This window comes from Streptomyces sp. NPDC002276 (assembly GCF_053891435.1).
The window spans coordinates 1-22,154 of sequence record NZ_JBSFCQ010000033.1 but is presented as its reverse complement, the minus strand read 5'-3'; the positions used below and the strand labels follow the sequence as shown (position 1 = coordinate 22,154).

Sequence of the window (22,154 nt, the reverse complement as noted above, 5' to 3'; positions counted from 1 at the left end):
TCAACTTCAGTGCACCTGGATCCACTTCGCCTCTGACGGCGTGCCCTGCGCGTCCGTAACGAACAGCATGTACCACCCGGGCGGCACCAGTGCCCGGTCGTTCGGTACGTCCACCGTCACCGACTTGCCGTCCTTGACCAGACCAAGCTCGATGGAACGCTGCTCGACGTCCGTCGTGTGCGTGACCGAACTCGGGCGCATCAGGCGGGCCTTGACGACCCGGTCGGGGTGGTCGGTGCGGAAGGTCGCCCGGTGGTGGCGGTCCAGGGTCTCCGGACCGTCCTGGAGTACGGGCCTGTTGCCGCCGTTCTTGTGCAGCGCGGGCGGGGTGAAGATCTCCATGCGCTGCTCGAAGTGGCCGAGTTTGGTGTTGGCCTGGTCGTCGAAGAGCGGGTCGGAGCCGAAGGTGACGACGCGGCCGTCGGGCAACAGCAGTGCCTCGGAGTGGTAGTTGCGGCCGACCATCGGGGCGGCGGCCTCGCGGAAGGCGTTGCCCTTCGGGTCGTAGAACTGCGCCTTGAAGATGTTGCTGGCGCTGCGGCCCCGGTAGTCGGAGGAGCCGTTGGTGGTGAAGACCGAGTCGTCCGGCATGATCACGCTGTTCAAGTACCGGGTGCCCTGGGGGAGGTTGGGGCCGTCCTTGAAGACGGGGCTGTCCTGCTTCAGGTCGACCACGGCTGTGCGCGGGGTCGACTTCTTGGACTCGCCGACGCCTCCGCCGCCGAGGATCATCACCTTCTGGTCCTGCGCGGGGGGCAGCAGGAGCGAGGACGAGGTCTCGGTCTCTTCGGGGTCGCGCAGGCCCGCCACCGTCGTGAACTTGTTGGTCTTCAGGTCCCAAATGCCGGGCTCGCGGCCCTTGTTGGCGGGGCCGTAGCCGGCGTTGGAGGCCGGGTAGAAGAGCTTGCCGCCCTTGGTGAGGAAGAGGGCCGGGTAGGTGGGGAAGTAACGCTGGGGGCCCGGGGTCCACTTCTTGGTCTTGGGGTCGTAGATCTCGTTGTCGCCCTGGTCGATGACGCCGACGTCGTCGAGCCCGGAGACGGCGAGGACGCGGCCGTCGTCGAGGCCGACGAGGGTCGGGTACCAACGGGCCTTGTCCATCGGGTCGACGGCGATGTACCGCTCGGCCTTCGGGTCGAACTCGTAGGCGGCGCGGATGCCTTGGTAGTCCTGCTTGTCGAGCGTGATCTTCTCGGAGAGGCCGTACGTGTTGTTCGCGTCGATGCCCTTGAGGCCGACGACGTCGTACTGGGCCTGCTTCTCGGTGACCGACATCGGGCCCGCCTCGGTGGCCTCGACGAAGACCCGGACCTCGCTCGCGGTGACCTTGGTCTGCCAAGGCTGCATCACACCACGGGCGTTGTACGTGACCTTGAACTCGCGCTTGGCCTTGGGGACGGTGACGTCGAACCTGGTGACGTAGTCGACGCCGGCCGGGGAGCGGAAGACGGTGCCCTTCTTCAGGAACATCGGCTTGTTGGGGTTCTCGTTCTTCACGCGCATACCGCCGCCGGCCCGCTTGACCTCGCCGTCGAGGAGCTCGTAGCGGGCCGTGCCACCGGCCACCAGCAGGTTGCCGCTGGGGAGTTGGCTGTGGCCGCCGCAGAAGAAGTCGACCGGGGTGGGGATCTTCTTGAAGGTGTTCGCCTTCGGGTCCCACAGGACGGTGTCGAAGGACCCGGCGTTGAACTTCTTCTGCTCATTGCCCGATCCGGCCACGATCAGCACCTTGCCGGTGTGCAGGAGCGAGGCGTGGATGGCGTTGGTGCGGTACTCCTTCGGGATGTCGATCTGGTCCCAGGAGCCGTACTTGGCCATGTAGTCGGGCCGGGTGATCTTGTACTCGTGGTACTGCTCGCCGGCGAATTCGAGGGCGGCCGGGGCGTTGAGACCGGCCAGGACGGCGATGCCGCCGATGCCGAGGACGGTCTTCCTGGTTTTCTGGGACGGCTGGTACGCCATGGTCTAGTTGCCCCCTGTCGTGGTGCCGGAGACGGACGGCCCGGCGCCGGTGGTGGCGAGAGCGGGTTCGACGGTGTCGAGGGTGCGCGCGGCGCCGAGCAGCGCGTGCCGCTCCCGGCGCTCCTTGACCAGCGAACCCACCCAAACGCCTATCGGCGCAAGGGAGATGACCATCGCGAGGACGGCCCAGGTGCGCATGGCCGCGTGGGTGTGGTCGAGGACGACGGAGGCGGCCAGCGAGGTCGCCAGGAGGATCGCCCAGAAGAGGTGGATACGGAAGGTCATCAGCCGGTCCGGGCTGGCGTCGCCGCCCTTGGGAGTGACGACGAACCGGCTGGGGCGCCGGATCAGCGCCTCGCCGAAGGACTTCAGATAGATCGGCGCGGAGAGCGCGGACATCGCCATGCCCGCGAGACCGCCCGACCCCTCCGGCTCGTGCGGGGAGACGTTGTGCCGCCGGTTCCACAGATACAGCCCGATCTGGAGCGCCGCCGCGTCGCTGTAGAGCATCAGCCACACGGACGCGGCGACCTGCGTGCCGGAGGCCCCGAACCACAGGAACAGGAAGCAACTCATGATGCCCAGCAGCCAGTTGACGGCCGTCATCGGGTAGTAGACGAGCATCATCGTGTACGAGAACAGCCGCCCCGGAGGCATCGTGAACGGCGCCTTCCAGTACTGCTTGATCAGCGTCTCGTACGTGCCACGCGACCACCGCATCTGCTGCGTGAAGAAGTCGGTCCAGGAGGCGGGCCCCTCCCCCACGGCGAGCACGTCGGGCGTGTAGACGGACCGCCAGTGCGTACGCGTCAGGGGATTGCGGTGCCGGTGCAGCTCGAAGCCGGTGGCCATGTCCTCGGTGATGGAGTCGTACAGCCCGCCGATCTGCTTGACGGCGGCGATCCGTACGACGTTGTTGGTGCCGACGAACATGGGAGCGCGGTAGCGGTTTCCGGCGCGCTGGATCAGCGCGTGGAAGAGGAACTGCTGCGACTCGGCGGCCTTGGTGACGGGGTTGTGGTAGTTCCCGTACACCTGCGGTCCCACGACGAAGGCGATGTCCGGGTCGCGGAAGTAACCCATCATCCGCTCAAGGAAGTTGGGGAGCGGAACGTGGTCGGTGTCGACGGAGGCGAAGAACTCGTAGTCGCCGCCGTGCATCGCGATCCAGGCGTTGTAATTCCCGTGCTTGGTACGGGCCTTGTGGACACCCTTGGGTCGGTTCCACTCCGGGACGCCGTGCCGCGTGAAGTGCCGTACGCCCAACTCGGCGCACAGGGCCTTGGCTTGCTCGTCGTCGCCTTCGTCGAGGAGCCACACGTCGACGGGTCCGGTGTGCGTGACCCTGACGGCACCCTCAAGTGTGGCGCGGACCATGGAGAGGGGTTCCTTGCCCGGGACGTACGTCGTGAGGAAGGCGACGCGGGTGCCGGGGGCGGGGACGACGGGGACCGGGTCGCGGGCGACCAGCGTGGCGTGGGCGACGGAGGCGACGTTGACGACCATGAACAGCTCGATGAGGCCGATGGCTATCAGCATCGTGATGTCGAGCCCGACCATCCACTCCTGACCGCCCTCGCGCTCCACCCAGTGGGTGGGCCAGACGAGATAGACGAGCAGGGCGGCGGTCAGCACCGGGGCGAGGCTCATCAGGAGGACAGCGCGTATTCGGTGGGGCTCGCGCGAGAGGAGCGAGTTGTACTGCACCTGGTACGACGCACCGGACGGCTCGGTGAGCGGCCCGGCCAGTCGGCTGTAGGTGTCGTAGTCGTAGCCCTCCGGCCGCACAGCGCCCTCCAAATGATTGAGGAGTGATCGACGCCCGGGGGGCCTCCGGAACCGCTGGGTTCCGAAGATCGACCGGGCCGATAACCTCACACAAGTGGAGAATTGAGGGCGTGTCGAACTGGGTGCGTCCAGGTGGGTGGGGGGTTGACCCCGGCGGCGGAACGGGGGCCGGGGTGTGCCCGGCGGGTGTTCACGGCCGGCTGTGTGTTCCGTAGCGTTCGTATCGGCCGCCGACCGCGCGAGGAGGAACCGTGGCGGACCTTGTGTACGTGTCCGAGCAGAGGCTCTTCGGACGGCTCGGAGTTCCTCGCACCAGTTCTCAGCGGGAGGTCAACGGATCGGTCGGGTTTCCCCCGGAGCACCGGTCCTGGAGGTTTCCGGATCCCGCTCCCTGAGTGACGAGCCGCATGCGCGGGCTACGCTCGCCGAGCTGGCCAAGGGAGTCAAAGAGGTCGAGGACAGACAGAATCCCGCCCAGTTCACCGACTTCGGTCTTCGGCCGAATCGTTGGATCCATTTCGACCTGGACATGACTCACGCCGCAGTCCATGAGGACGACGGCGAACCACCGGAAGACGTTGTCCTCTTCGTCGGAGACATAGCTGCCGGCAGTCGGGGCCAACCACGCGACATGGGACTTCTGCTGTGTGGCTCCGTTCAACACCTGCGCACCCGAGCGGTCGCCGCGGGGCGCATGGGGTCGGACACCACGTGGCTGCACGACCTCGTCCTCGGACTTGAGCGGAGAGACCAAGAAGGCCACCAGGTGACTCCCGAGTCTCCGACCTACGGGGCCCCCAGCCGGAGACGGGATCAGAGGCGCGAGGAGGCGGCCATGGGCGTGTTCTTCTGGGTCTCGCGCGACTACCCGGCCAACTGCCGATCGCGTATGCGCGGACACGCGGTCGTGCTCATGGACATCGAGGACTCGTCGTGGTCCGAACGCCTGGTCGTGGCTTCTCCGCTCCACGTCGAGGCACTTCCGCCGAGTTCTGGTCGCCGTCGGCGCCCGCGCGCTCCCTGGTCCTGGCGTCGACGCGCTCCGTCATAGGCACCGTCAGGACGCTGTCCCGTCGGCTACCGCTCCAGGTGTCGTTCGATCGTCTCCACCTTGGAGGTGAGGCCGTCCGTCACTCCGGGGCGGATGTCCGCCTTGAGGACCACGGAGACGCGCGGGGCGCGGGCTTCCACGGCGGCGACCGCCCGCTTGACGACGTCCATGACCTCGTCCCACTCGCCCTCGATGGACGTGAACATCGCGTCGGTGCGGTTGGGCAGGCCCGACTCGCGGACCACGCGGACGGCGTCGGCGACGTACTCGCCGACATCCTCGCCGACACCCAGGGGTGTCACGGAAAAGGCGACGATCATGCCTTCACGGCTCCTTCCTGCTCCTGGCGGGCACGGGACGCGATGGCTTCGTTGACTGCGTTCTCGGACTCGCGGCGGAGCTTGCGCTCGGCGAAGAAGCCGCCGGTGGGCAGGACCGAGAGGACGAAGTAGAGGGCCGCCGTCTTCGGGCCCCACTTGGTGCGGTTCCAGGCGTCCGCCCAGAAGAGGACGTAGAGGATGAAGAGGACACCGTGGACCATGCCCATGACGGGCACCGCGTTGAAGTCCGTGGTCCGCTTCAGGACCGAGCAGACGAGCAGGAGGAGGAAGGACACGGCCTCGGGGGCCGACACCAGGCGGAGGCGGCGGATTGCGGTGGCGGTCTTGATGTCCACAGGTCACCTTCGGTGAGGGAGACGTCCACAGCTTGTGAACGCGAGCACAAACGTTCACCCATTGTGGCAAACGGCCGAGCGGGCCAAGACTGGGGGTCCGCCGCCGATCCCCCGGGAGTGTCCGTGCAGTTCGTTTTCTTCATGACGCTGCCCGGACTGGTGGTCCTGCTGACGCTCCTCGCCTTCCTCGACCAGCTGCTTCTGAGGGCCGGCCGGGCCGGGGTGCTGCCCTGGCGGAACGCCGGGCGGCAGGGGCAGATCTCCGCGACCGGCTTCGAGCAGCTGCACGCGAGCCTCTCGCCGGGCAAGCAGACCGAGTTGAAGGAACGGCAGAGCGCGCTGGTGATGCGGGACGACGAGGAGGACGGGGACCCGCCGTGGTCGACGGTCGACCTGCGGGCGGGTACGGCCGTCATACGGCTGGCCGCACCTCACGACACGCCCCGCGACACGCCCTAGGGGGCAGGTCAGGGTCGTTCTCCACCCACGGGCCCTGTCCGCGACCGCGCCCCTGCGGTTACCTTCGCACGGTGGCGATGTTTCGACTCCAGGGCAGCAAGGTGCTCGCCGTCGACATGACCGGGGACGCCGTGAAGGCGAAGAACGGCTCGATGGTCGCGTACGACGGGCAGATGGCCTTCAAGAAGATGAGCGGCGGCGGTGAGGGCATCCGGGGGATGGTCACCCGGCGGCTCACCGGCGAGCAGATGACGGTGATGGAGGTGAGGGGGCAGGGCACCTGCTGGTTCGCGGACCGGGCGTCCGAGATCAACCTCGTGAACCTCCAGGGCGACAAGCTGTACGTCGAGTCGAGCAACCTGCTCGCGACCGACGCGGCACTGAGAACGGGCACGACGTTCACGGGACTGCGCGGCGCCTCGCAGGGCAACGGGCTGTTCACGACGACCGTCGAGGGCCACGGCCAGGCGGCGATCATGTCGGACGGCCCCGCGGTGGTGCTGCGGGTGAGCCGGCAGTACCCGCTGACCGTCGACCCCGGCGCGTACATCGCGCACCAGGGGAACCTGAACCAGTCCTTCCAGTCCGGTGTGACGTTCCGCACCTTCTTCGGGGAGGGCGGCGGCGAGGCCTTCCAGATCCGCTTCGAGGGCGACGGGCTCGTCTACGTCCAGCCCAGCGAGCGGAACACGATCGCGGGGGACGTGTGACATGACGTTCACGGAGATCAACTCGAAGATGATCCAGGCGACCGTCATGCCGGGGCAGCGGCTGTACAGCCAGCGCGGCGCGATGCTCGCCTACAAAGGTGACGTCTCCTTCACCCCGAACATCCAGGGCGGCCAGGGCGGCGTCATGTCGATGCTCGGCCGCCGCGTCGCCAACGAGGCCACTCCCCTGATGACGGTCGAGGGCAGCGGCACCGTGATGTTCGGTCACGGCGGCCACCACATCCAGATCATCCGTCTCACCGGCGACACCCTCTACGTGGAGGCCGACCGCCTCCTCGCCTTCGAGGGCACCCTCCGGCAGGGCACGATGTTCATGGGCTCACAGGGCGGCGTCATGGGCATGGTCCGCGGCCAGGTCACCGGCCAGGGCCTGTTCACGACGACGCTCCAGGGACAGGGCGCGGTCGCCGTGATGGCCCACGGCGGCGTCTTCGAGGTGCCGATCACCCCCGGCAGACCCGTCCATGTCGACCCGCAGGCCTACGTCGCCCACCACGGCGACGTCCGCAACAAGCTGTCCACGGCGCTCGGTTGGCGCGACATGGTGGGCCGGGGCTCCGGCGAGGCGTTCCAGCTGGAGCTGAGCGGCAGCGGCGCGGTCTACGTCCAGGCGTCGGAGGAGAAGCTGTGAGCCAGTACGCGGGGTCCGGCCCCACGGTCTTCGACCCGATGACCCTGCCGGTCGACGACAACGTCAACAAGTACACCTTCTGCGTGGAGCTCAAGGGGAGCCAGTGGTTCCTACAGAAGGGGAAGATGATCGCCTACTACGGCTCGATGGAGTTCAACGGCATCGGGCACGGGCGACTCGACCGACTTGTCCGTACGTCCTTCCATTCGCCTCTGCACGCGAGCGACTGGGTCGTGGCGGACGGCTCGGGCAAGATGCTGCTCGCCGACCGGGCCTTCGACGTCAACGCGTACGACCTCGAAGACGCCAACATGACCATTCGCTCCGGCAACCTGCTCGCTTTTCAGCCAAGTCTCGCTCTGAAGCAGTCGATTGTTCCCGGCTTTCTGACACTCATCGGAACCGGAAAGATCGTGGCCGCCTCCAGCGGCCCGGTGGTGTTCATGGAACCCCCGATCCGGGTCGACCCGCAGGCGCTCGTCGGCTGGGCCGACTGCCCCTCCCCGTGCCACCACTACGACCACGCGTACATGACCGGCCTGTTGGGCGGTCTACGTGCGATGACGGGCATCGGCGGGGCCTCCGGGGAGGAGCACCAGTTCGAGTTCGTGGGGGCGGGCACGGTACTGCTCCAGTCCTCGGAGAATCTGATGCCCGAGCAGGCCACAGGGGTTGTGCCGCACGAGCCGAGGGTACCGGGCGGGGGCGGGGTTCGCACAGGTCCCGCACAGCAAGCGGGCGCACCGCGCCTTCCCGGACAGCTGGGAGATCTCCAGCGTCGCTTCGGGCTGTGAGCGGTAGTCTGCGGAGTGTGACGTCGAACGTGTGCGCGCCGTCACGCCACCCTCACTAGTTCGCCTTTCAACATTTTAGGTAGACTTCATTCATGGAGACCGAGACGGCCACGCGCTGGCTGACCGATGAGGAGCAGTGCGCCTGGCGCACCCACCTGGAGGTCAACAGGCTGCTGACGTACCAGCTCGAAAAGGACCTGCAGCCGTTCGGCCTGACGATGAACGACTACGAGATCCTGGTGAACCTCTCCGAGGCGGAGGACAAACGGCTGCGGATGAGCGACCTCGCCGCCGCCACGCTCCAGTCCAAGAGCCGCCTCTCGCACCAGATCACCCGCATGGAGAACGCGGACCTGGTACGCCGGGAGAACTGCGAGTCGGACCGCCGGGGACTGTACGCGGTGCTCACCGAACACGGCCTGGAGACGATGCAGAAGGTCGCGCCCCATCATGTGGCGTCGGTACGGCGGCACTTCATCGACCTCGTGCCCCCCGAGGGCCTGTCGGAACTCGACAAAACACTGAAGCCGATCGCGGAACATCTGCGGGGGCAGCGGGGCCGTCCCTAGGTTGAGCGGGATGGCCGGGACGTCTGGGGGCTGCCGCCCCCAGACCCCCGCTTCGGCCCTGAAGGGGCCTCGTCCTCAAACGCCGGACGGACTGGATGATGCCGACCGGAACGAGTGAGTCCGGGGCGCTACAGCACCCGACTTCAGGGGCGCGGGGAACTGCGCGACCAGCCACGACGAACCGGCAGGCAAGACGCAACCCCCGCCGCACCCGCCACCACCCCGGCGATCACAAAGCACACCCCCACCGGCAACCGCCCAATGACCAGCCCCGTCACCACCGATCCCCCCCGAACTCCCCGCGTTCACCGCCATGTTGACCCACGCCCCCGCCTGAGTCCGCGCCTCCGGCGCGGCCACCTCGTCGGCCAGCAGATACGCGGTGGTCAGCGCCGGTGCGACAAAGAACCCCGCGCACGCCACCGCCACGGTGAGTGACCACATCCCCGCCGCCAGCCCGGCCGCGGCCAGCGCCAGCCCAAGACCCAGCGCCGACAACGCCAGCCGTACCCGCGCGGCCCGACGCCAGTCGACCGCACCGTTCAGCAGGCCGCCGACCGCACTGCCCGCGGACACCGCGGCCAGCACCCAGGGCACGACACCGTCGCCGTACCCCCGTTGTTCGGCGAAGGCCATCACCAGCAGGTAGACGGCGCTCAGCGCGAGCCCCATCCCGGCGGCCACGACGACCGGTGCGAGGAGCCCGCGAACCCTGGCGAGCCTCAGCCCCGGTCGACCCCCGGCGGGAACCCGTACCCCGGCCAGCGCCGGTGACGTGACGAAGGCGAAGGTTCCCGCGCCGATCAGCACCGCGCTGAGCAGGACCCCGGCGGCCGGCGGGGCGAAGCTCATCAGCGCGCCGATCGCCAACGGGCCGACGACGTACAGGAGTTCCTCGGCGACACCGTCCAGGCTGTACGCGCGCCGCAACAGCCCCTGGTCGCCGACCAGTTCGGCCCACACGGAGCGCATGGTGGGTCCCAGTGGGGGCGCGCACATGCCGGTCAGCGCAGCCACCGTGCCGAGCACCACCTCCGGTGTCCCGGGGCGCCAGGTCACCGCCGCGAGGACGCACAGGAGGGTGCCGTAGAGCAGGGCCATGGGGAGCAGGGCGCGGCGGGGGCCGTGGCGGTCGACCAGGGCCGCGCGCAGGGGCAGCAGGAGGACGGTCGCGGTGCCGAAGACGGCCATGACCGTGCCGGCCGCGGCGTACGAGCCGGTGGAGTGGACGACCGCGAGCAGCACGGCCGGTGACACCGTGCCGTAGGAGAGGCGGCCGACGAGGGCGGCGGTGAACGTGCGGCGTGCGTACGGGACTTGGAGTACGGCGGCGTACGAAGGGCACGCCGGAGTCGGCGTGGAAGAGGGCGCGGACATGCGAATGTTCCTCAACTGGAGGCATGGGAAAGGGACGCCGGTGTGTTCGGCGTGCCCTATGCCATGAGGAGGAACATGTGGGTCAACGTAGCAGCGGCGCAAGGACGTTGACCAGCGTATTAACCCTCCGTGATGCCCGCGATCAGTTCGTCCGCCGCGCGGTACGCGTCCAACTCCCCCGCCACGACCCGCTCCGCGAGCGCGCCGACACGGCGGTCCCCGTGCAGGTCGCCGATGCGGGCGCGCAGGGCAGTGACCGCGATCGTCTCGATCTCGCGGGCCGCCCGGGCCGCTCGACGCTCGGCGAGAACCCCGTGCTCCTCCATCCACGCCCGGTGCTTCTCCAACGCCTCCACCACCTCGTCGATGCCCTCCGCGCGGGAGGCGACCGTCTTGACGATCGGGGGGCGCCAGTCGCCGGGGCCGCGGGACTCGCCGAGGCCGAGCATGTGGTTCAGCTCGCGGGCGGTGGCGTCGGCGCCGTCGCGGTCGGCCTTGTTGACGACGTAGACGTCGCCGATCTCCAGGATTCCGGCCTTCGCCGCCTGGATGCCGTCGCCCATGCCGGGGGCGAGCAGCACCACGCTGGTGTCGGCCTGGGAGGCGATCTCGACCTCCGACTGGCCGACCCCGACCGTCTCCACCAGGATCACGTCGCAGCCCGCCGCGTCGAGGACGCGGATGGCCTGCGGGGCGGACCAGGCGAGGCCGCCGAGGTGGCCGCGGGTGGCCATCGAGCGGATGTAGACGCCGGGGTCGGAGGAGTGGTCCGACATGCGGACGCGGTCGCCGAGCAGGGCGCCGCCCGAGAACGGCGAGGACGGGTCGACGGCCAGGACGCCGACCCGTCTGCCCTGCTTGCGGTAGGCCGTGACGAGCGCGGAGGTGGACGTCGACTTGCCGACGCCCGGGGAGCCGGTCAGACCCACGACGTACGCCCCGCCGGTCAGCGGTGCGAGGGTCGCCATGACCTCCCTGAGCTGGGGGGACGCCCCCTCCACCAGGGAGATCAGCCGGGCCACGGCCCGCGGCCGGCCTTCCCTGGCCTGGGCCACCAGCGAGGCGACGTCCTGCATCACAGCTCCGTTCCGTCGGGAAAGTACAGCTCAGGCCTTGGGTACCCGCACGATCAGTGCGTCACCCTGACCGCCGCCGCCGCACAGTGCCGCCGCGCCGACCCCGCCGCCGCGCCGCTTGAGCTCCAGGGCGAGGTGCAGGACGAGCCGGGCGCCGGACATGCCGATGGGGTGGCCCAGGGCGATGGCGCCGCCGTTGACGTTCACCTTTTCCGTGGACACCCCGAGGTCCTTCATTGACTGGACCGCGACGGCGGCGAAGGCCTCGTTGATCTCGATCACGTCGAGGTCCTCGACCTCCAGGCCCTCCTTCTTCAGGGCGTGCAGGATCGCGTTCGACGGCTGCGACTGGAGCGAGTTGTCGGGTCCCGCCACATTTCCGTGGGCGCCGATCTCGGCGATCCACTCCAGGCCCAGCTCCTGCGCCTTGGTCTTGCTCATCACGACCACGGCCGCCGCACCGTCCGAGATCTGGGACGAGGTACCCGCGGTGATCGTGCCGTCCTTGGTGAACGCGGGGCGCAGCTTGCCCAGCGACTCGACCGTGGTCTCCGCGCGGATGCCCTCGTCCTTGCTGAAGACGACGGGCTCGCCCTTGCGCTGCGGGATCTCGATCGGGGTGATCTCGGCCTCGAAGACGCCGTTCTGCTGGGCGGCGGCGGCCCGCTGGTGGGACAGGGCCGCGACCTCGTCCTGCTCGGGCCGGGCGATGCCGAGGCGCGTGTTGTGCTTCTCCGTCGACTCGCCCATGGCGATGTTCTCGAAGGCGTCGGTCAGGCCGTCGTAGGCCATCGCGTCGAGCATCTCGATCGCGCCGTACTTGTATCCCTCGCGGGACTTGGGGAGCAGGTGGGGGGCGTTGGTCATGGACTCCTGGCCGCCCGCGACGATCACGTCGAACTCACCTGCACGGATGAGCTGGTCGGCGAGCGCGATGGCGTCGAGGCCCGAGAGGCAGACCTTGTTGATGGTGAGCGCGGGGACGCTCATGGGGATGCCCGCCTTGACGGCGGCCTGGCGTGCCGGGATCTGCCCTGCCCCGGCCTGGAGCACCTGGCCCATGATCACGTACTGCACCTGGTCGCCACCGATACCCGCACGGTCGAGGGCGGCCTTGATCGCGAAGCCGCCGAGGTCGGCTCCGGAGAAGGTCTTCAGGGAGCCCAGCAACCGTCCCATGGGCGTGCGGGCGCCCGCGACGATCACCGAGGTCGTGCTGTTCGTTCCAGACATGAGGTGCGATCCCCTTCCAGCGTGTTTCAGCTGAGGAGTGAACGAGGGTTTACTCGAAATGTACTGAGCGGTAGACCACCCCGTCATCGGGCCGTCGGTGTGATCGCGCGCACGTTGCGTAACCACCGCGCGAGCGCTGCACTACATACATGCTGACGCGAATCGACCACATCGGGATCGCCTGCTTCGACCTCGACAAGACAGTCGAGTTCTACCGGGCCACGTACGGCTTCGAGGTGTTCCACTCCGAGGTCAACGAGGAACAGGGCGTGCGCGAGGCCATGTTGAAGATCAACAACACGGACGACGGCGGCGCCTCCTACCTCCAGCTCCTCGAACCCACCCGCGAGGACTCCGCCGTGGGGAAGTGGCTGGCGAAGAACGGGGAGGGCGTCCACCACATCGCCTTCGGCACGGCCGACGTCGACACGGACTCCGAGGACATCCGCGGGAAGGGCGTACGCGTTCTGTACGAGGAGCCGCGACGCGGCTCCATGGGGTCACGGATCACGTTCCTGCACCCAAAGGATTGCCATGGCGTACTGACAGAACTGGTCACTTCGGCGCCTGTTGAGTCACCTGAGCACTGACCCTCGTACATATGGGCCGGTAGGGTTGGGGTCGGTCGTCGCTCGCAACCAGGGCAACGGCATGCCGGGGTCCGGTTTCGGGGGGCGAGCGTCGGGGCAGCAGCCCGGGCTCCGCCGTTGATCTGACACCATTCCCCGGGAGCACCGTTCGGTGGATGGACGGCGCTCGTTGGAGTAAACCGCGACCAGGGGACGGATGGGACCGCGCAGTGCGGGGCTACGAACGCCAGGAGCGAGAGCCGGCGGCTGACGTCGACCACCTCTCTCGGTTCGAGGCCGAGATGGAGCGGCTGAAGACCGAGCGGGAAAAGGCGATCCAGCATGCCGAGGACCTCGGCTACCAGGTCGAGGTGTTGCGCGCCAAGCTCCACGAGGCGCGCCGCACCCTCATGTCCCGGCCGGCCTACGACGGCGGTGACATCGGCTACCAGGCCGAGCAGATGCTCCGCAATGCCCAGGTCCAGGCCGACCAGCTGCGCCAGGACGCCGAGCGGGAGCTGAGCCAGGCCCGCGCGCAGACCCAGCGCATCCTCCAGGAGCACGCGGAGAACGCGGCCCGCCTCCAGGCGGAACTGCACCAGGAGGCCGTGACCCGGCGCCAGCAGCTCGACCAGGAACTGGGCGAGCGCCGGCAGACCGTCGAGTCGCACGTCAACGAGAACGTGGCATGGGCCGAGCAGCTGCGCGCCCGCTCCGAGGCACAGGCCCGCCGGCTCGTCGAGGAGTCCCGCGCCGAGGCCGAACAGGCCCTGGCCGCCGCCCGCGCCGAGGCCGAGCGGGTCGCCGCCGAGGCCCGGCAGCGGCTGGAGATGGACGCCGAAGCGGCCCGCTCGGAGGCCGAGCAACTGCTGCGCCGCGCCCGCACGGACGCCGAACGCCTGCTGAACGCGGCCTCCAGCCAGGCCCAGGAAGCCACCGACCACGCCGAGCAGCTGCGCAGCTCCACGGTCAACGAGTCGGACTCCGCCCGCCGGCAGGCCACCGAGATGAGCCGGGCCGCCGAGACGCGCATGGCGGAGGCCGAAACCTCACTGCGCGAAGCGCGCCTGGAGGCCGAGAAGGTCCTCAGCGAGGCCACGGAGGCCGCGGCCAAGGCCCTCGCGAGCGCCGAGTCCGCCAACGAGCAGCGCACCCGTACCGCGAAGGAGCAGGTCGCCCGCCTCGTCACCGAGGCCACCAAGGAGGCCGAGACCACCAAGGCGGACGCCGACCAGGTCGTCGCCGACGCCCAGGCCAAGGCCGACAAGATCGTCGCGGAGGCCGAGGAGAACGCCCGCAGCCTCACCGCCGAGGAGACAGCCTCCCAGCTCGCCAAGGCCGCCCGCACCGCCGAGGACGTCCTCGACAAGGCGTCCGAGGACGCCAAGAACACCACGAAGGCCGCCACCGAGGAGGCCGAGCGGATCCGCTCCGAGGCGGAGGCCGAGGCCGACCGGCTGCGCGCCCAGGCGCACGACATCGCCGAACAGCTCAAGGGCACGGCGAAGGACGACACCAAGGAGTACCGGGCCAAGACGGTCGAGCTCCAGGAGGAGGCGCGCCGGCTGCGCGGCGAGGCCGAGCAGCTGCGCGCCGACGCGGTCGGCGAGGGCGAGCGCATCCGCGCCGAGGCCCGCCGCGAGGCCGTCCAGCAGATCGAGGAGGCGGCCAAGACCGCCGAGGACCTGCTCTCCAAGGCCCGCGTCGACGCCGACGAACTGCGGCAGACCGCCACCACGGACAGCGAGAAGGTCCGCACCGAGGCCATCGAGCGCGCCACCACCCTGCGCCGGCAGGCCGAGGAGACCCTCGACCGCACCCGCAAGGAGGCCGAGCGGCACCGCGCGGAGGTCATCGAGCAGTCCGAGGGCATCAAGGCGGACGCCGAACAGGCCGCACGCGATCTGCGCGACGACACCGAGCGGGCCATAGAGGCACGCCGCGAGGAGGCCGCCGAGGGCCTGACGCGGCTGCACACCGAGACCGAGGAGCGGCTCGCCGCGGCCGAACAGGCCCTGACCGACGCCCGCGAGGAGGCCGAGCGGATCCGCCGCGAGGCCGCCGAGGAGACGGAACGCCTGCGCGGCGAGGCCGCCGACCGCATCCGTTCCCTTCAGGCGCAGGCCGAGGCGGAGGCCAACCGGCTGCGCAACGAGGCCGCGGGCGACGCGTCCGCCTCCCGCGCCGAGGGCGAGACCATCGCCGTACGCCTGCGGTCCGAGGCCGCGGCCGAGGCCGAGCGGCTCAAGACCGAGGCGCAGGACACCGCGGACCGGGTCCGCGCGGAGGCCCAGGCCGCCGCCGAGCGCCTCGCGATCGAGGCGTCGGAGACGCTGGCCGCCGCCCAGGAGGAGGCCGTACGGCGTCGTCGTGAGGCCGAGGAGCTGCTCGGGTCGGCCCGTGAGGAGGCCGGGCAGGAGCGCGAGCGGGCCCGCGAGCAGAGCGAGGAGCTGCTGGCCTCGGCGCGCAACCGCGTCGAGGAGGCGCAGTCCGAGGCGCTGCGGCTGGTCGAGGAGGCCGACCGGCGCGCCACCGAGATGGTGTCGGGCGCCGAGCAGCACGCACAGCAGGTGCGGGAGTCCGTCGCGGGGCTGCACGAGCAGGCGCAGGACGACATCCAGGGCATCAGGTCGGCCGCCGAGCACGTGGCGGACCGCACCCGGCGCGAGGCGCAGGAGGAGGCGGACCGGGTCCGCGCCGACGCCTACAGCGAGCGGGAGCGGGCCACCGAGGACGCCAACCGCATCCGGCGCCGGGCGAACGAGGAGACGGACGCCGCCAAGGCCCTTGCGGAGCACACCGTTTCGGACGCGATCGCGGAGGCCGAGCGGCTGCGGTCGGAGTCCGCCGAGCACGTCCAGCGGGGGCGCACGGAAGCGGCGGACGCGATCGCGCAGGCCGACCAGGACGCGGCGCGGGCCCGGGCGGACGCCCGCGAGGACGCCAACCGGATCCGTTCGGACGCGGCGACGCAGGCCGACACCCTCATCACCGAGGTGACGGCGGAGGCGGAGCGGCTCCAGACGGAGACGGTCAACGAGGCCGAGCGGGTGCGTTCGGAGGCCGTGGCCAAGGCCGAGAAGCTGATCTCGGACGCGACCGGGGACGCGGAGCGGCTGCGCGCCGAGGCCGCCGAGACGGTCGGCGCCGCACAGCTGCACGCCGAGCGGACCCGGGCGGAGGCCGCGCGGCTGCGGGCGGACTCGGAGGCGCAGGCCGAGCGGGTCACCTCGGCGGCCCGCGAGGAGTCCGAGCGGACGTTGGACGAGGCCCGCAAGGAGGCCAACAAACGCCGGTCGGACGTGGCCGAGCAGGTCGACACGCTCATCACGGAGACCGCGGCGGAGGCCGACAAGCTCCTCAACGAGGCGCAGCAGCAGGCACAGAAGACGACGGCGGACGCCGAGGCACAGGCCGACTCGATGGTCGGCGCGGCCCGCGCCGAGGCCGACCGGCTGGTGTCCGAGGGCACGGTCGAGGGCAACTCCCGGGTGGAGCGGGCCCGTACGGACGCGGACGAGCTGCTGGTCGGCGCGCGCCGGGACGCCACCGCCATAAGGGAACGGTCCGAGGAGCTGCGCGACCGCATCACCAGCGAGATCGAGAGCCTGCACGAGCGGGCCCGCCGTGAGTCCGCGGAGACGATGAGATCGGCCGGCGACCGCTGCGACGCGCTCATCAAGGCGGCCGAGGAGCAGCTCGGCAAGGCCCAGATGAAGGCCAAGGAGCTGGTCTCGGAGGCCAACTCCGAGGCGGGCAAGGTCCGTATCGCCGCGGTGAAGAAGGCGGAGGGTCTCCTCAAGGAGGCCGAGCAGAAGAAGTCCACGCTGATCCGTGAGGCCGAGGACCTGAAGGCGGAGGCGATCCGCGAGGCCCGGCGCACGGTGGAGGAGGGCAAGCGCGAACTCGACGTGCTGGTCCGCCGCCGCGAGGACATCAATGCCGAAATCTCCCGTGTCCAGGACGTCCTGGAAGCGTTGGAGTCTTTTGAGGCCCCGACGGCGGCCAAGGACGGCGGGGTCAAGGCCGGCGCCGCCGCGGGCGCAACTCGTTCGGGTGGCAAGTCGGTTGAGGGCTGACGAAGCCTAGGAACCTCCTGTGAGGTTCGGGCGTTCTGGGGCCTTTGACCCGGTCTTTGGCAAGCGGTCGGACGGTTAGCCACTCAAAAGGGGTGTCATTCTCCAGATCAAACACGCATCCGCTCGATGACACACCGCTTCGGCCCCTAGGATTCCACCTATCACCTCACCGGTCTCATTCGACAGGAACCCCATGAGCGACACTTCCCCCTACGGCTTCGAGCTTGTGCGGCGTGGGTACGACCGCGCTCAGGTGGACGAACGCATCTCGAAGCTCGTCTCCGACCGTGACAGCGCTCTGGCTCGTATCACTGCTCTTGAAAAGCGCATCGAGGAGCTCCACCTCGAAACGCAGAACGCCGCGGCCCAGGTAAGCGACGCCGAGCCGTCGTACGCCGGTCTCGGCGCGCGGGTCGAGAAGATCCTCCGCCTCGCCGAGGAAGAGGCCAAGGATCTGCGCGAGGAGGCCCGGCGCGCGGCCGAGCAGCACCGCGAACTCGCGGAGTCCGCTGCCCAGCAGGTCCGCAACGACGCAGAATCGTTCGCTGCGGAGCGCAAGTCCAAGGCGGAGGACGAGGGCGTCCGGATCGTCGAGAAGGCCAAGAGCGACTCCGCGCAGCTGCGTGGCGAGGCCCAGAAGGACGCCCAGCAGAAGCGCGAGGAGGCCGACGCCCTCTTCGAGGAGACCCGCGCCAAGGCCGCGCAGGCCGCCGCCGACTTCGAGACGAACCTCGCCAAGCGCCGCGAGCAGTCCGAGCGCGACCTGGCGTCGCGTCAGCAGAAGGCGGAGAAGCGTCTCGCGGAGATCGAGCACCGCGCGGAGCAGCTCCGACTGGAGGCCGAGAAGCTGCGCACGGACGCCGAGCGCCGCGCCCGCCAGACGGTGGAGACGGCCCAGCGCCAGGCCGAGGACATCGTGGCCGACGCGAACGCCAAGGCCGACCGCATCCGTTCGGAGTCCGAGCGCGAGCTGGCCGCCCTCACCAACCGCCGCGACAGCATCAACGCGCAGCTGACGAACGTGCGCGAGATGCTCGCCACGCTCACCGGCGCCGCGGTGGCCGCCGCGAGCTCTCCGGTCGAGGACGAGCCCATCTCCCGTGGGGTTCCGGCTCAGCAGTCCCGGTAGTCACGCAGTAGCTCGTACGGCTGAGGCCCGCATTCCCTCCGGGGGTGCGGGCCTCAGCCGTGCCCGCGCAGCAACGGCAGATACACATCGTCGACGATCTCCACGAGCGTGGAGTCGACGACCGGTTCATGTGAGATGACCATCTCGTAGCGCAGCAGTTGAGCCGGGACCGTGACAACCCGTCGGGAAAGTTCGGCGGTAGGGATCTCACCCCGCCGCACAGCCCTCTGAAGCATGGGCAGCAGGATGTCGTAAACGATCCCGAACACCTTCGGGTCCAGGTCGGGCGCGTCCGCCAGCAGGCCCCGGATGACGTCGGACCCGATCTCCCGCTGCCGCGCGACCATCATCCGCAACAGAGTAAGCACGTCCTCGCGCAGCTCCCCGGTGTCGGGGATCCGGCCGGCGATGGTGCCGGTGCGGTGGGACATGGCGGCCTTGACGAGTTCGGCGCGGTTGGGCCAGCGCCGGTAGAGGACCTGCTTACCGGTACGGGCACGGGTGGCGACGCCCTCCATGGTGAGCCGGGCATAGCCGACCGCGGCCAGCTCCTCCCACACGGCGTCCAGGATGTCGGCCTCCAACGCGGCCCCACGCCGCCGCGTCTGCTCTCCGACCATCACAAGCACCTTCCACCTAGGAGACCTTGCGTCTCTTATCGCATCCAGCCTATCGTGGACAAAATAAGAGACGCAGCGTCTCTAAGGGGGACCATCTTGCCTGCCACCACCGCCGGCCCCGCCGAGCGCCTCGACCCGGCCGTCCGCAAACTCGCCGGCATCCTCGTCCTGGGCGCCCTAGCCCCACTCCTCGACAGCACGATCGTCTCCATAGCCCTGCACACCCTGGGCCACGACCTCGGCGCCTCGACGGCAAGCCTGCAATGGGTGAGTACGGCCTACCTCCTGGCCCTCGCGACGGTCGTCCCGGTCTCCGGCTGGGCGGTAGAGCGCTACGACTCCCGCCAGGTCTGGCTAGGCGCACTGACCCTCTTCCTGGCCGGATCCATCCTCTGCGGCCTCGCCTGGAACATAGGCTCACTGATCGCCTTCCGGGTCCTCCAGGGCATAGGCGGCGGCCTCCTGCTTCCCATCCTCCAGACCCTGGTGATGCGGGCCGCCGGAGGCCGCAGCCTCGGCCGCCTGATGAGCGCGATCACCCTCCCCGCCATGGTCGTACCGATCCTCGGCCCGGTCCTCGGCGGCCTGATGGTCGGCCACCTCAGCTGGCGCTGGATCTTCTACGTCAACCTGCCCGTCTGCCTCCTGGCCCTGGCCCTGGCCTGGCGCGGCGTCCCCAAGGACACCCCTCGCCCCGGCCACCACCTGGACCTGACCGGCCTCCTGCTCCTCTCCCCCGGCCTGGCCACCCTGGTCTACGGCCTGTCCGAGACCGGCACGGCCCGAGCGACCGCGATCCCGGCCGGCGCCGTACTGATAGCCCTCTTCACCCGCCACGCACTCCACACCCGCGCCCCGCTCGTCGACCTCCACCTGTTCAAGAACCGCACCTTCACCGTTTCCTCCCTCCTGACGTTCCTGAACGGGCTCACCCTCTTCGGCGGGATGTTCCTGCTCCCCCTCTACTACCAACAGGTGCGCGGCGAGGGCGTGATAGCGGCCGGCCTGCTCCTGGCCCCCCAGGGCCTGGGCAGCCTGCTGGCCAGGGCCACCGGCCCCCTCACCGACCGCCTCGGCCCCCGCCCGATCACCGTGGCGGGCATGCTCCTCTGCACTCTCGGCACCCTCCCCTTCCTCCTCCCGCACCCCGGCGCCGCACTCCTGGCCCTCGCCCTGGTCGTGCGCGGACTCGGGGTGAGCGCGGCCAACATGGCGGTCATGGTGGGCGCCTACCAGGGCCTGGACCGGGCCCACATCCCGCACGCGAGCACCAGCATCCGGATCGTCCAGCAACTGGGCGGCGGCGTAGGCACCGCCGTACTGGCGACGATCCTCGCGCACGGCCACGGCACCACGGCCTTCGCGCACGCATTCGCCTGGGCGACGGCGTTCACGGTTGTTGCCTGCGCCGTCGGACTCTGTTTGCCCGTCCGGGTGGCATCAGCCCAACAGCGGTCCTAACGTGGCCGCATGATCGAGCTTGAGGGGCTGACAAAGCGGTACGGCGAGAAGGTGGCGGTGAACAACCTCACCTTCGCCGTCCGGCCCGGAATCGTCACGGGCTTCCTCGGCCCGAACGGCGCCGGCAAGTCGACGACGATGCGCATGATGCTCGGTCTCGACCGACCGACCGCAGGTGACGTACGCATCGACGGCCAGCACTACGACCAGCTCAAGGACCCGCTGACGTATATCGGCGCCCTCCTCGACGCCAAGGCCATGCACGGCGGCCGCAGCGCCTTCAACCATCTCCTGTGCCTGGCACAGAGCAACGGCATCCCGAACAGCCGGGTCCACGAGGTGCTCGACACAGTCGGACTGACAGCCGTAGCGAAAAAGAAGGCCAAAGGCTTCTCACTGGGCATGGGCCAGCGACTCGGTATCGCGGGCGCGCTCCTCGGCGACCCACGGATCCTCATGTTCGACGAGCCGGTCAACGGCCTCGACCCCGAGGGCATCCACTGGATCCGCAACCTGATGAAGTCCCTTGCCGCGCAAGGCCGTACGGTCTTCGTCTCCTCGCACCTGATGAGCGAGATGGCGCTGACGGCCGATCACCTAGTCGTCATCGGCCAGGGCCGCCTCCTCGCGGACACGTCCATGGCGGACTTCATCCAGCAGAACTCGCGGTCCTACGTCCGCATCCGCACCCCACACCGAGAGCGGCTGCTCGATGTACTGCACCAGGCCGGCATCACGGTCGTCGAATCCGGCAACGGAACCCTTGAGGTGGACGGCGGCAAGTCCGAGCAGATCGGCGAACTGGCCGCACAGCACCAGCTGGCGCTGCACGAGCTGAGCCCCCAACAGGCCTCCCTGGAGGAGGCGTTCATGCAGTTGACCGCGGAGTCGGTGGAGTACCACGCACATTCCGACGCCCCCCTGGTGACACCCCCCGTCGCACCTGCCGAGCAACAGCAGGGCTGGGGCGACGGCTGGAAGAAGGACTGACATGGCGGCGACCCAGGTCATCCGTTCGGAGTGGACGAAGATCCGCTCCGTGGCATCGACAATCTGGACACTGTCCCTCGCGCTGGTGGTGACGATCGGGCTCGGCATGCTGATCTCGGCACTGTCGAAGAACCAGTTCAACGACATGAGCGAGAAGGACAAACTCTCCTTCGACCCGACCTTCATCAGCTTCGCCGGAATGAGCCTCGGCCAGCTGGCCATGATCGTGTTCGGGGTCCTGGTCGTATCGAACGAGTACAGCACCGGCATGATCCGCACGTCCCTCGCGGCCGTCCCCCAGCGCGGCACCTTCCTCTTCGGCAAGATCGCGGTGGCCACCGGACTCTGCCTCCTGGTCGGCCTGGTGACCAGCTTCGCCACGTTCTTCCTCGGCCAGGCGATGCTCGGCTCCCACAAGGCGGAGATCGGCGACTCCGGCGTACTGCGCGCGGTGATCGGCGGCGGCCTCTACATGACCCTGATCGCGATGTTCTCCATGGGCGTCGCGTCGATGCTCCGCTCACCGATGCTGTCCCTCGGCATCCTGATGCCCTTCTTCTTCCTGATCTCCAACATCCTCGGCAATGTCTCCGCGACGAAGAAGATCGGCCAGTACCTCCCCGACCAGGCCGGCAGCAAGATCATGCAGGTGGTCACCCCGGTAGACGACTCGGCACCGTACGGCCCCTGGGGCGGCTTCGGAATCATGGCCCTCTGGGTGGCGGCGTCCCTGCTGGGCGCATACGTCCTGCTGAAGCGACGAGACGCGTAGAACTACTCCCCCGCACGGCAGAAGCCCCCCGCACCCCGCACCCCCACGGACCGGCACCCGCCGACGCACGGGAGCGGGGCGTGGCGGTACGGCGAGCCCGCCGCTTAGCTGGTCCCCACGCCGTCCACTGTGACAACACCAGAGGGGCACAACCGCGGCGGGCTCGCCGTACCGCCACGCCCCCGAC

The 22,154-nt window shown here is 69.4% G+C and carries 19 protein-coding genes and 1 pseudogene; 12 read left to right on the top strand and 8 right to left on the bottom strand.

The features are described 5' to 3' along the window. Window positions 1-6 precede the first annotated feature (6 nt). Window positions 7-1,962 carry a radical copper oxidase GlxA gene (gene glxA, locus ACWIHT_RS44685; protein WP_456174400.1) on the bottom strand — a complete coding sequence of 652 codons (1,956 nt, stop codon included), beginning with the start codon at window positions 1,960-1,962 and terminating at the stop codon, window positions 7-9. Between the two features lie 3 nt (window positions 1,963-1,965). Beyond that, window positions 1,966-3,750 (bottom strand): glycosyltransferase family 2 protein, encoded by a 1,785-nt coding sequence (locus ACWIHT_RS44680; RefSeq protein ID WP_456174399.1) that lies wholly within the window; start codon window positions 3,748-3,750, stop codon window positions 1,966-1,968. Window positions 3,751-3,925: 175 nt separating this feature from the next. On the opposite strand from ACWIHT_RS44680, the gene ACWIHT_RS44675 reads away from it, so the two are divergent. After that, on the top strand, window positions 3,926-4,801 hold the full coding sequence (locus tag ACWIHT_RS44675; RefSeq protein WP_456174398.1) for an SAVMC3_10250 family protein: 876 nt from the start codon (window positions 3,926-3,928) through the stop codon (window positions 4,799-4,801). Window positions 4,802-4,827: 26 nt separating this feature from the next. Here ACWIHT_RS44675 and ACWIHT_RS44670 read toward each other — a convergent pair whose 3' ends face one another. Then, window positions 4,828-5,121: an MTH1187 family thiamine-binding protein gene (locus tag ACWIHT_RS44670; protein WP_456174397.1), complete on the bottom strand. Its 294-nt coding sequence runs from the start codon at window positions 5,119-5,121 to the stop codon at window positions 4,828-4,830. Then, complete coding sequence (locus tag ACWIHT_RS44665; RefSeq protein ID WP_456174396.1) at window positions 5,118-5,477, bottom strand: DUF3817 domain-containing protein; 360 nt, start codon at window positions 5,475-5,477, stop codon at window positions 5,118-5,120. The genes ACWIHT_RS44670 and ACWIHT_RS44665 overlap by 4 nt, the downstream gene beginning before the upstream one ends. A 123-nt stretch (window positions 5,478-5,600) precedes the next feature. Here ACWIHT_RS44665 and ACWIHT_RS44660 point away from each other — a divergent pair, with 123 nt between their 5' ends. The 5 genes from ACWIHT_RS44660 to ACWIHT_RS44640 all read left to right on the top strand — a co-directional run bounded on the left by ACWIHT_RS44660 (window position 5,601) and on the right by ACWIHT_RS44640 (window position 8,661). Then, complete coding sequence (locus tag ACWIHT_RS44660) at window positions 5,601-5,936, top strand: DUF6191 domain-containing protein (RefSeq protein WP_456174395.1); 336 nt, start codon at window positions 5,601-5,603, stop codon at window positions 5,934-5,936. A gap of 77 nt (window positions 5,937-6,013) precedes the next feature. Beyond that, window positions 6,014-6,646, top strand: coding sequence for an AIM24 family protein (locus ACWIHT_RS44655; RefSeq protein ID WP_456174436.1), 633 nt, complete (start codon window positions 6,014-6,016; stop codon window positions 6,644-6,646). Between the two features lies 1 nt (window position 6,647). Then, complete coding sequence (locus tag ACWIHT_RS44650) at window positions 6,648-7,298, top strand: AIM24 family protein (RefSeq protein WP_399122025.1); 651 nt, start codon at window positions 6,648-6,650, stop codon at window positions 7,296-7,298. Further along, window positions 7,295-8,092 (top strand): AIM24 family protein, encoded by a 798-nt coding sequence (locus tag ACWIHT_RS44645; RefSeq protein ID WP_456174394.1) that lies wholly within the window; start codon window positions 7,295-7,297, stop codon window positions 8,090-8,092. Before ACWIHT_RS44650 ends, ACWIHT_RS44645 begins: the two co-directional genes overlap by 4 nt. A 92-nt stretch (window positions 8,093-8,184) precedes the next feature. Then, a complete protein-coding gene (locus ACWIHT_RS44640) occupies window positions 8,185-8,661 on the top strand; it encodes a MarR family winged helix-turn-helix transcriptional regulator (RefSeq protein ID WP_456174393.1) in 477 nt (158 codons plus the stop codon). A gap of 143 nt (window positions 8,662-8,804) precedes the next feature. On the opposite strand, the pseudogene ACWIHT_RS44635 reads toward ACWIHT_RS44640, so the two are convergent. From ACWIHT_RS44635 to ACWIHT_RS44625, 3 genes and pseudogenes are all read right to left on the bottom strand, one after another. Next, window positions 8,805-10,038: pseudogene (locus ACWIHT_RS44635) on the bottom strand (MFS transporter). Between the two features lie 119 nt (window positions 10,039-10,157). Then, window positions 10,158-11,114, bottom strand: a complete 957-nt coding sequence (gene meaB, locus ACWIHT_RS44630) for a methylmalonyl Co-A mutase-associated GTPase MeaB (protein ID WP_200713168.1) — start codon at window positions 11,112-11,114, stop codon at window positions 10,158-10,160. A 30-nt stretch (window positions 11,115-11,144) separates the two neighbouring features. After that, window positions 11,145-12,347 carry an acetyl-CoA C-acetyltransferase gene (locus tag ACWIHT_RS44625; protein WP_456174392.1) on the bottom strand — a complete coding sequence of 401 codons (1,203 nt, stop codon included), beginning with the start codon at window positions 12,345-12,347 and terminating at the stop codon, window positions 11,145-11,147. A gap of 149 nt (window positions 12,348-12,496) precedes the next feature. Here ACWIHT_RS44625 and mce point away from each other — a divergent pair, with 149 nt between their 5' ends. The 3 genes from mce (at window position 12,497) to ACWIHT_RS44610 (ending at window position 18,124) form a co-directional block, all read left to right on the top strand. Continuing rightward, window positions 12,497-12,937, top strand: coding sequence for a methylmalonyl-CoA epimerase (gene mce / locus ACWIHT_RS44620; RefSeq protein WP_033285428.1), 441 nt, complete (start codon window positions 12,497-12,499; stop codon window positions 12,935-12,937). 209 nt (window positions 12,938-13,146) lie between these two features. Continuing rightward, window positions 13,147-16,995, top strand: coding sequence for a polarized growth protein Scy (gene scy, locus ACWIHT_RS44615; protein ID WP_456174391.1), 3,849 nt, complete (start codon window positions 13,147-13,149; stop codon window positions 16,993-16,995). A 193-nt stretch (window positions 16,996-17,188) separates the two neighbouring features. Beyond that, entirely contained in the window at window positions 17,189-18,124 is a 936-nt protein-coding gene (locus ACWIHT_RS44610) for a coiled-coil domain-containing protein (protein ID WP_033285426.1), read from the top strand. 53 nt (window positions 18,125-18,177) lie between these two features. On the opposite strand, the gene ACWIHT_RS44605 is transcribed toward ACWIHT_RS44610, so the two are convergent. Continuing rightward, complete coding sequence (locus ACWIHT_RS44605) at window positions 18,178-18,744, bottom strand: TetR/AcrR family transcriptional regulator (RefSeq protein WP_456174390.1); 567 nt, start codon at window positions 18,742-18,744, stop codon at window positions 18,178-18,180. A gap of 96 nt (window positions 18,745-18,840) precedes the next feature. Here ACWIHT_RS44605 and ACWIHT_RS44600 point away from each other — a divergent pair, with 96 nt between their 5' ends. Genes ACWIHT_RS44600 through ACWIHT_RS44590 form a run of 3 tightly spaced genes read left to right on the top strand, consistent with a single transcriptional unit; the run spans window position 18,841 to window position 21,967 of the window. After that, window positions 18,841-20,205 (top strand): MDR family MFS transporter, encoded by a 1,365-nt coding sequence (locus ACWIHT_RS44600; protein WP_456174389.1) that lies wholly within the window; start codon window positions 18,841-18,843, stop codon window positions 20,203-20,205. Between the two features lie 9 nt (window positions 20,206-20,214). Continuing rightward, entirely contained in the window at window positions 20,215-21,195 is a 981-nt protein-coding gene (locus ACWIHT_RS44595; protein WP_456174388.1) for an ABC transporter ATP-binding protein, read from the top strand. A 1-nt stretch (window position 21,196) separates the two neighbouring features. Beyond that, window positions 21,197-21,967 (top strand): ABC transporter permease subunit, encoded by a 771-nt coding sequence (locus ACWIHT_RS44590; RefSeq protein ID WP_456174387.1) that lies wholly within the window; start codon window positions 21,197-21,199, stop codon window positions 21,965-21,967. Window positions 21,968-22,154 lie beyond the last annotated feature (187 nt).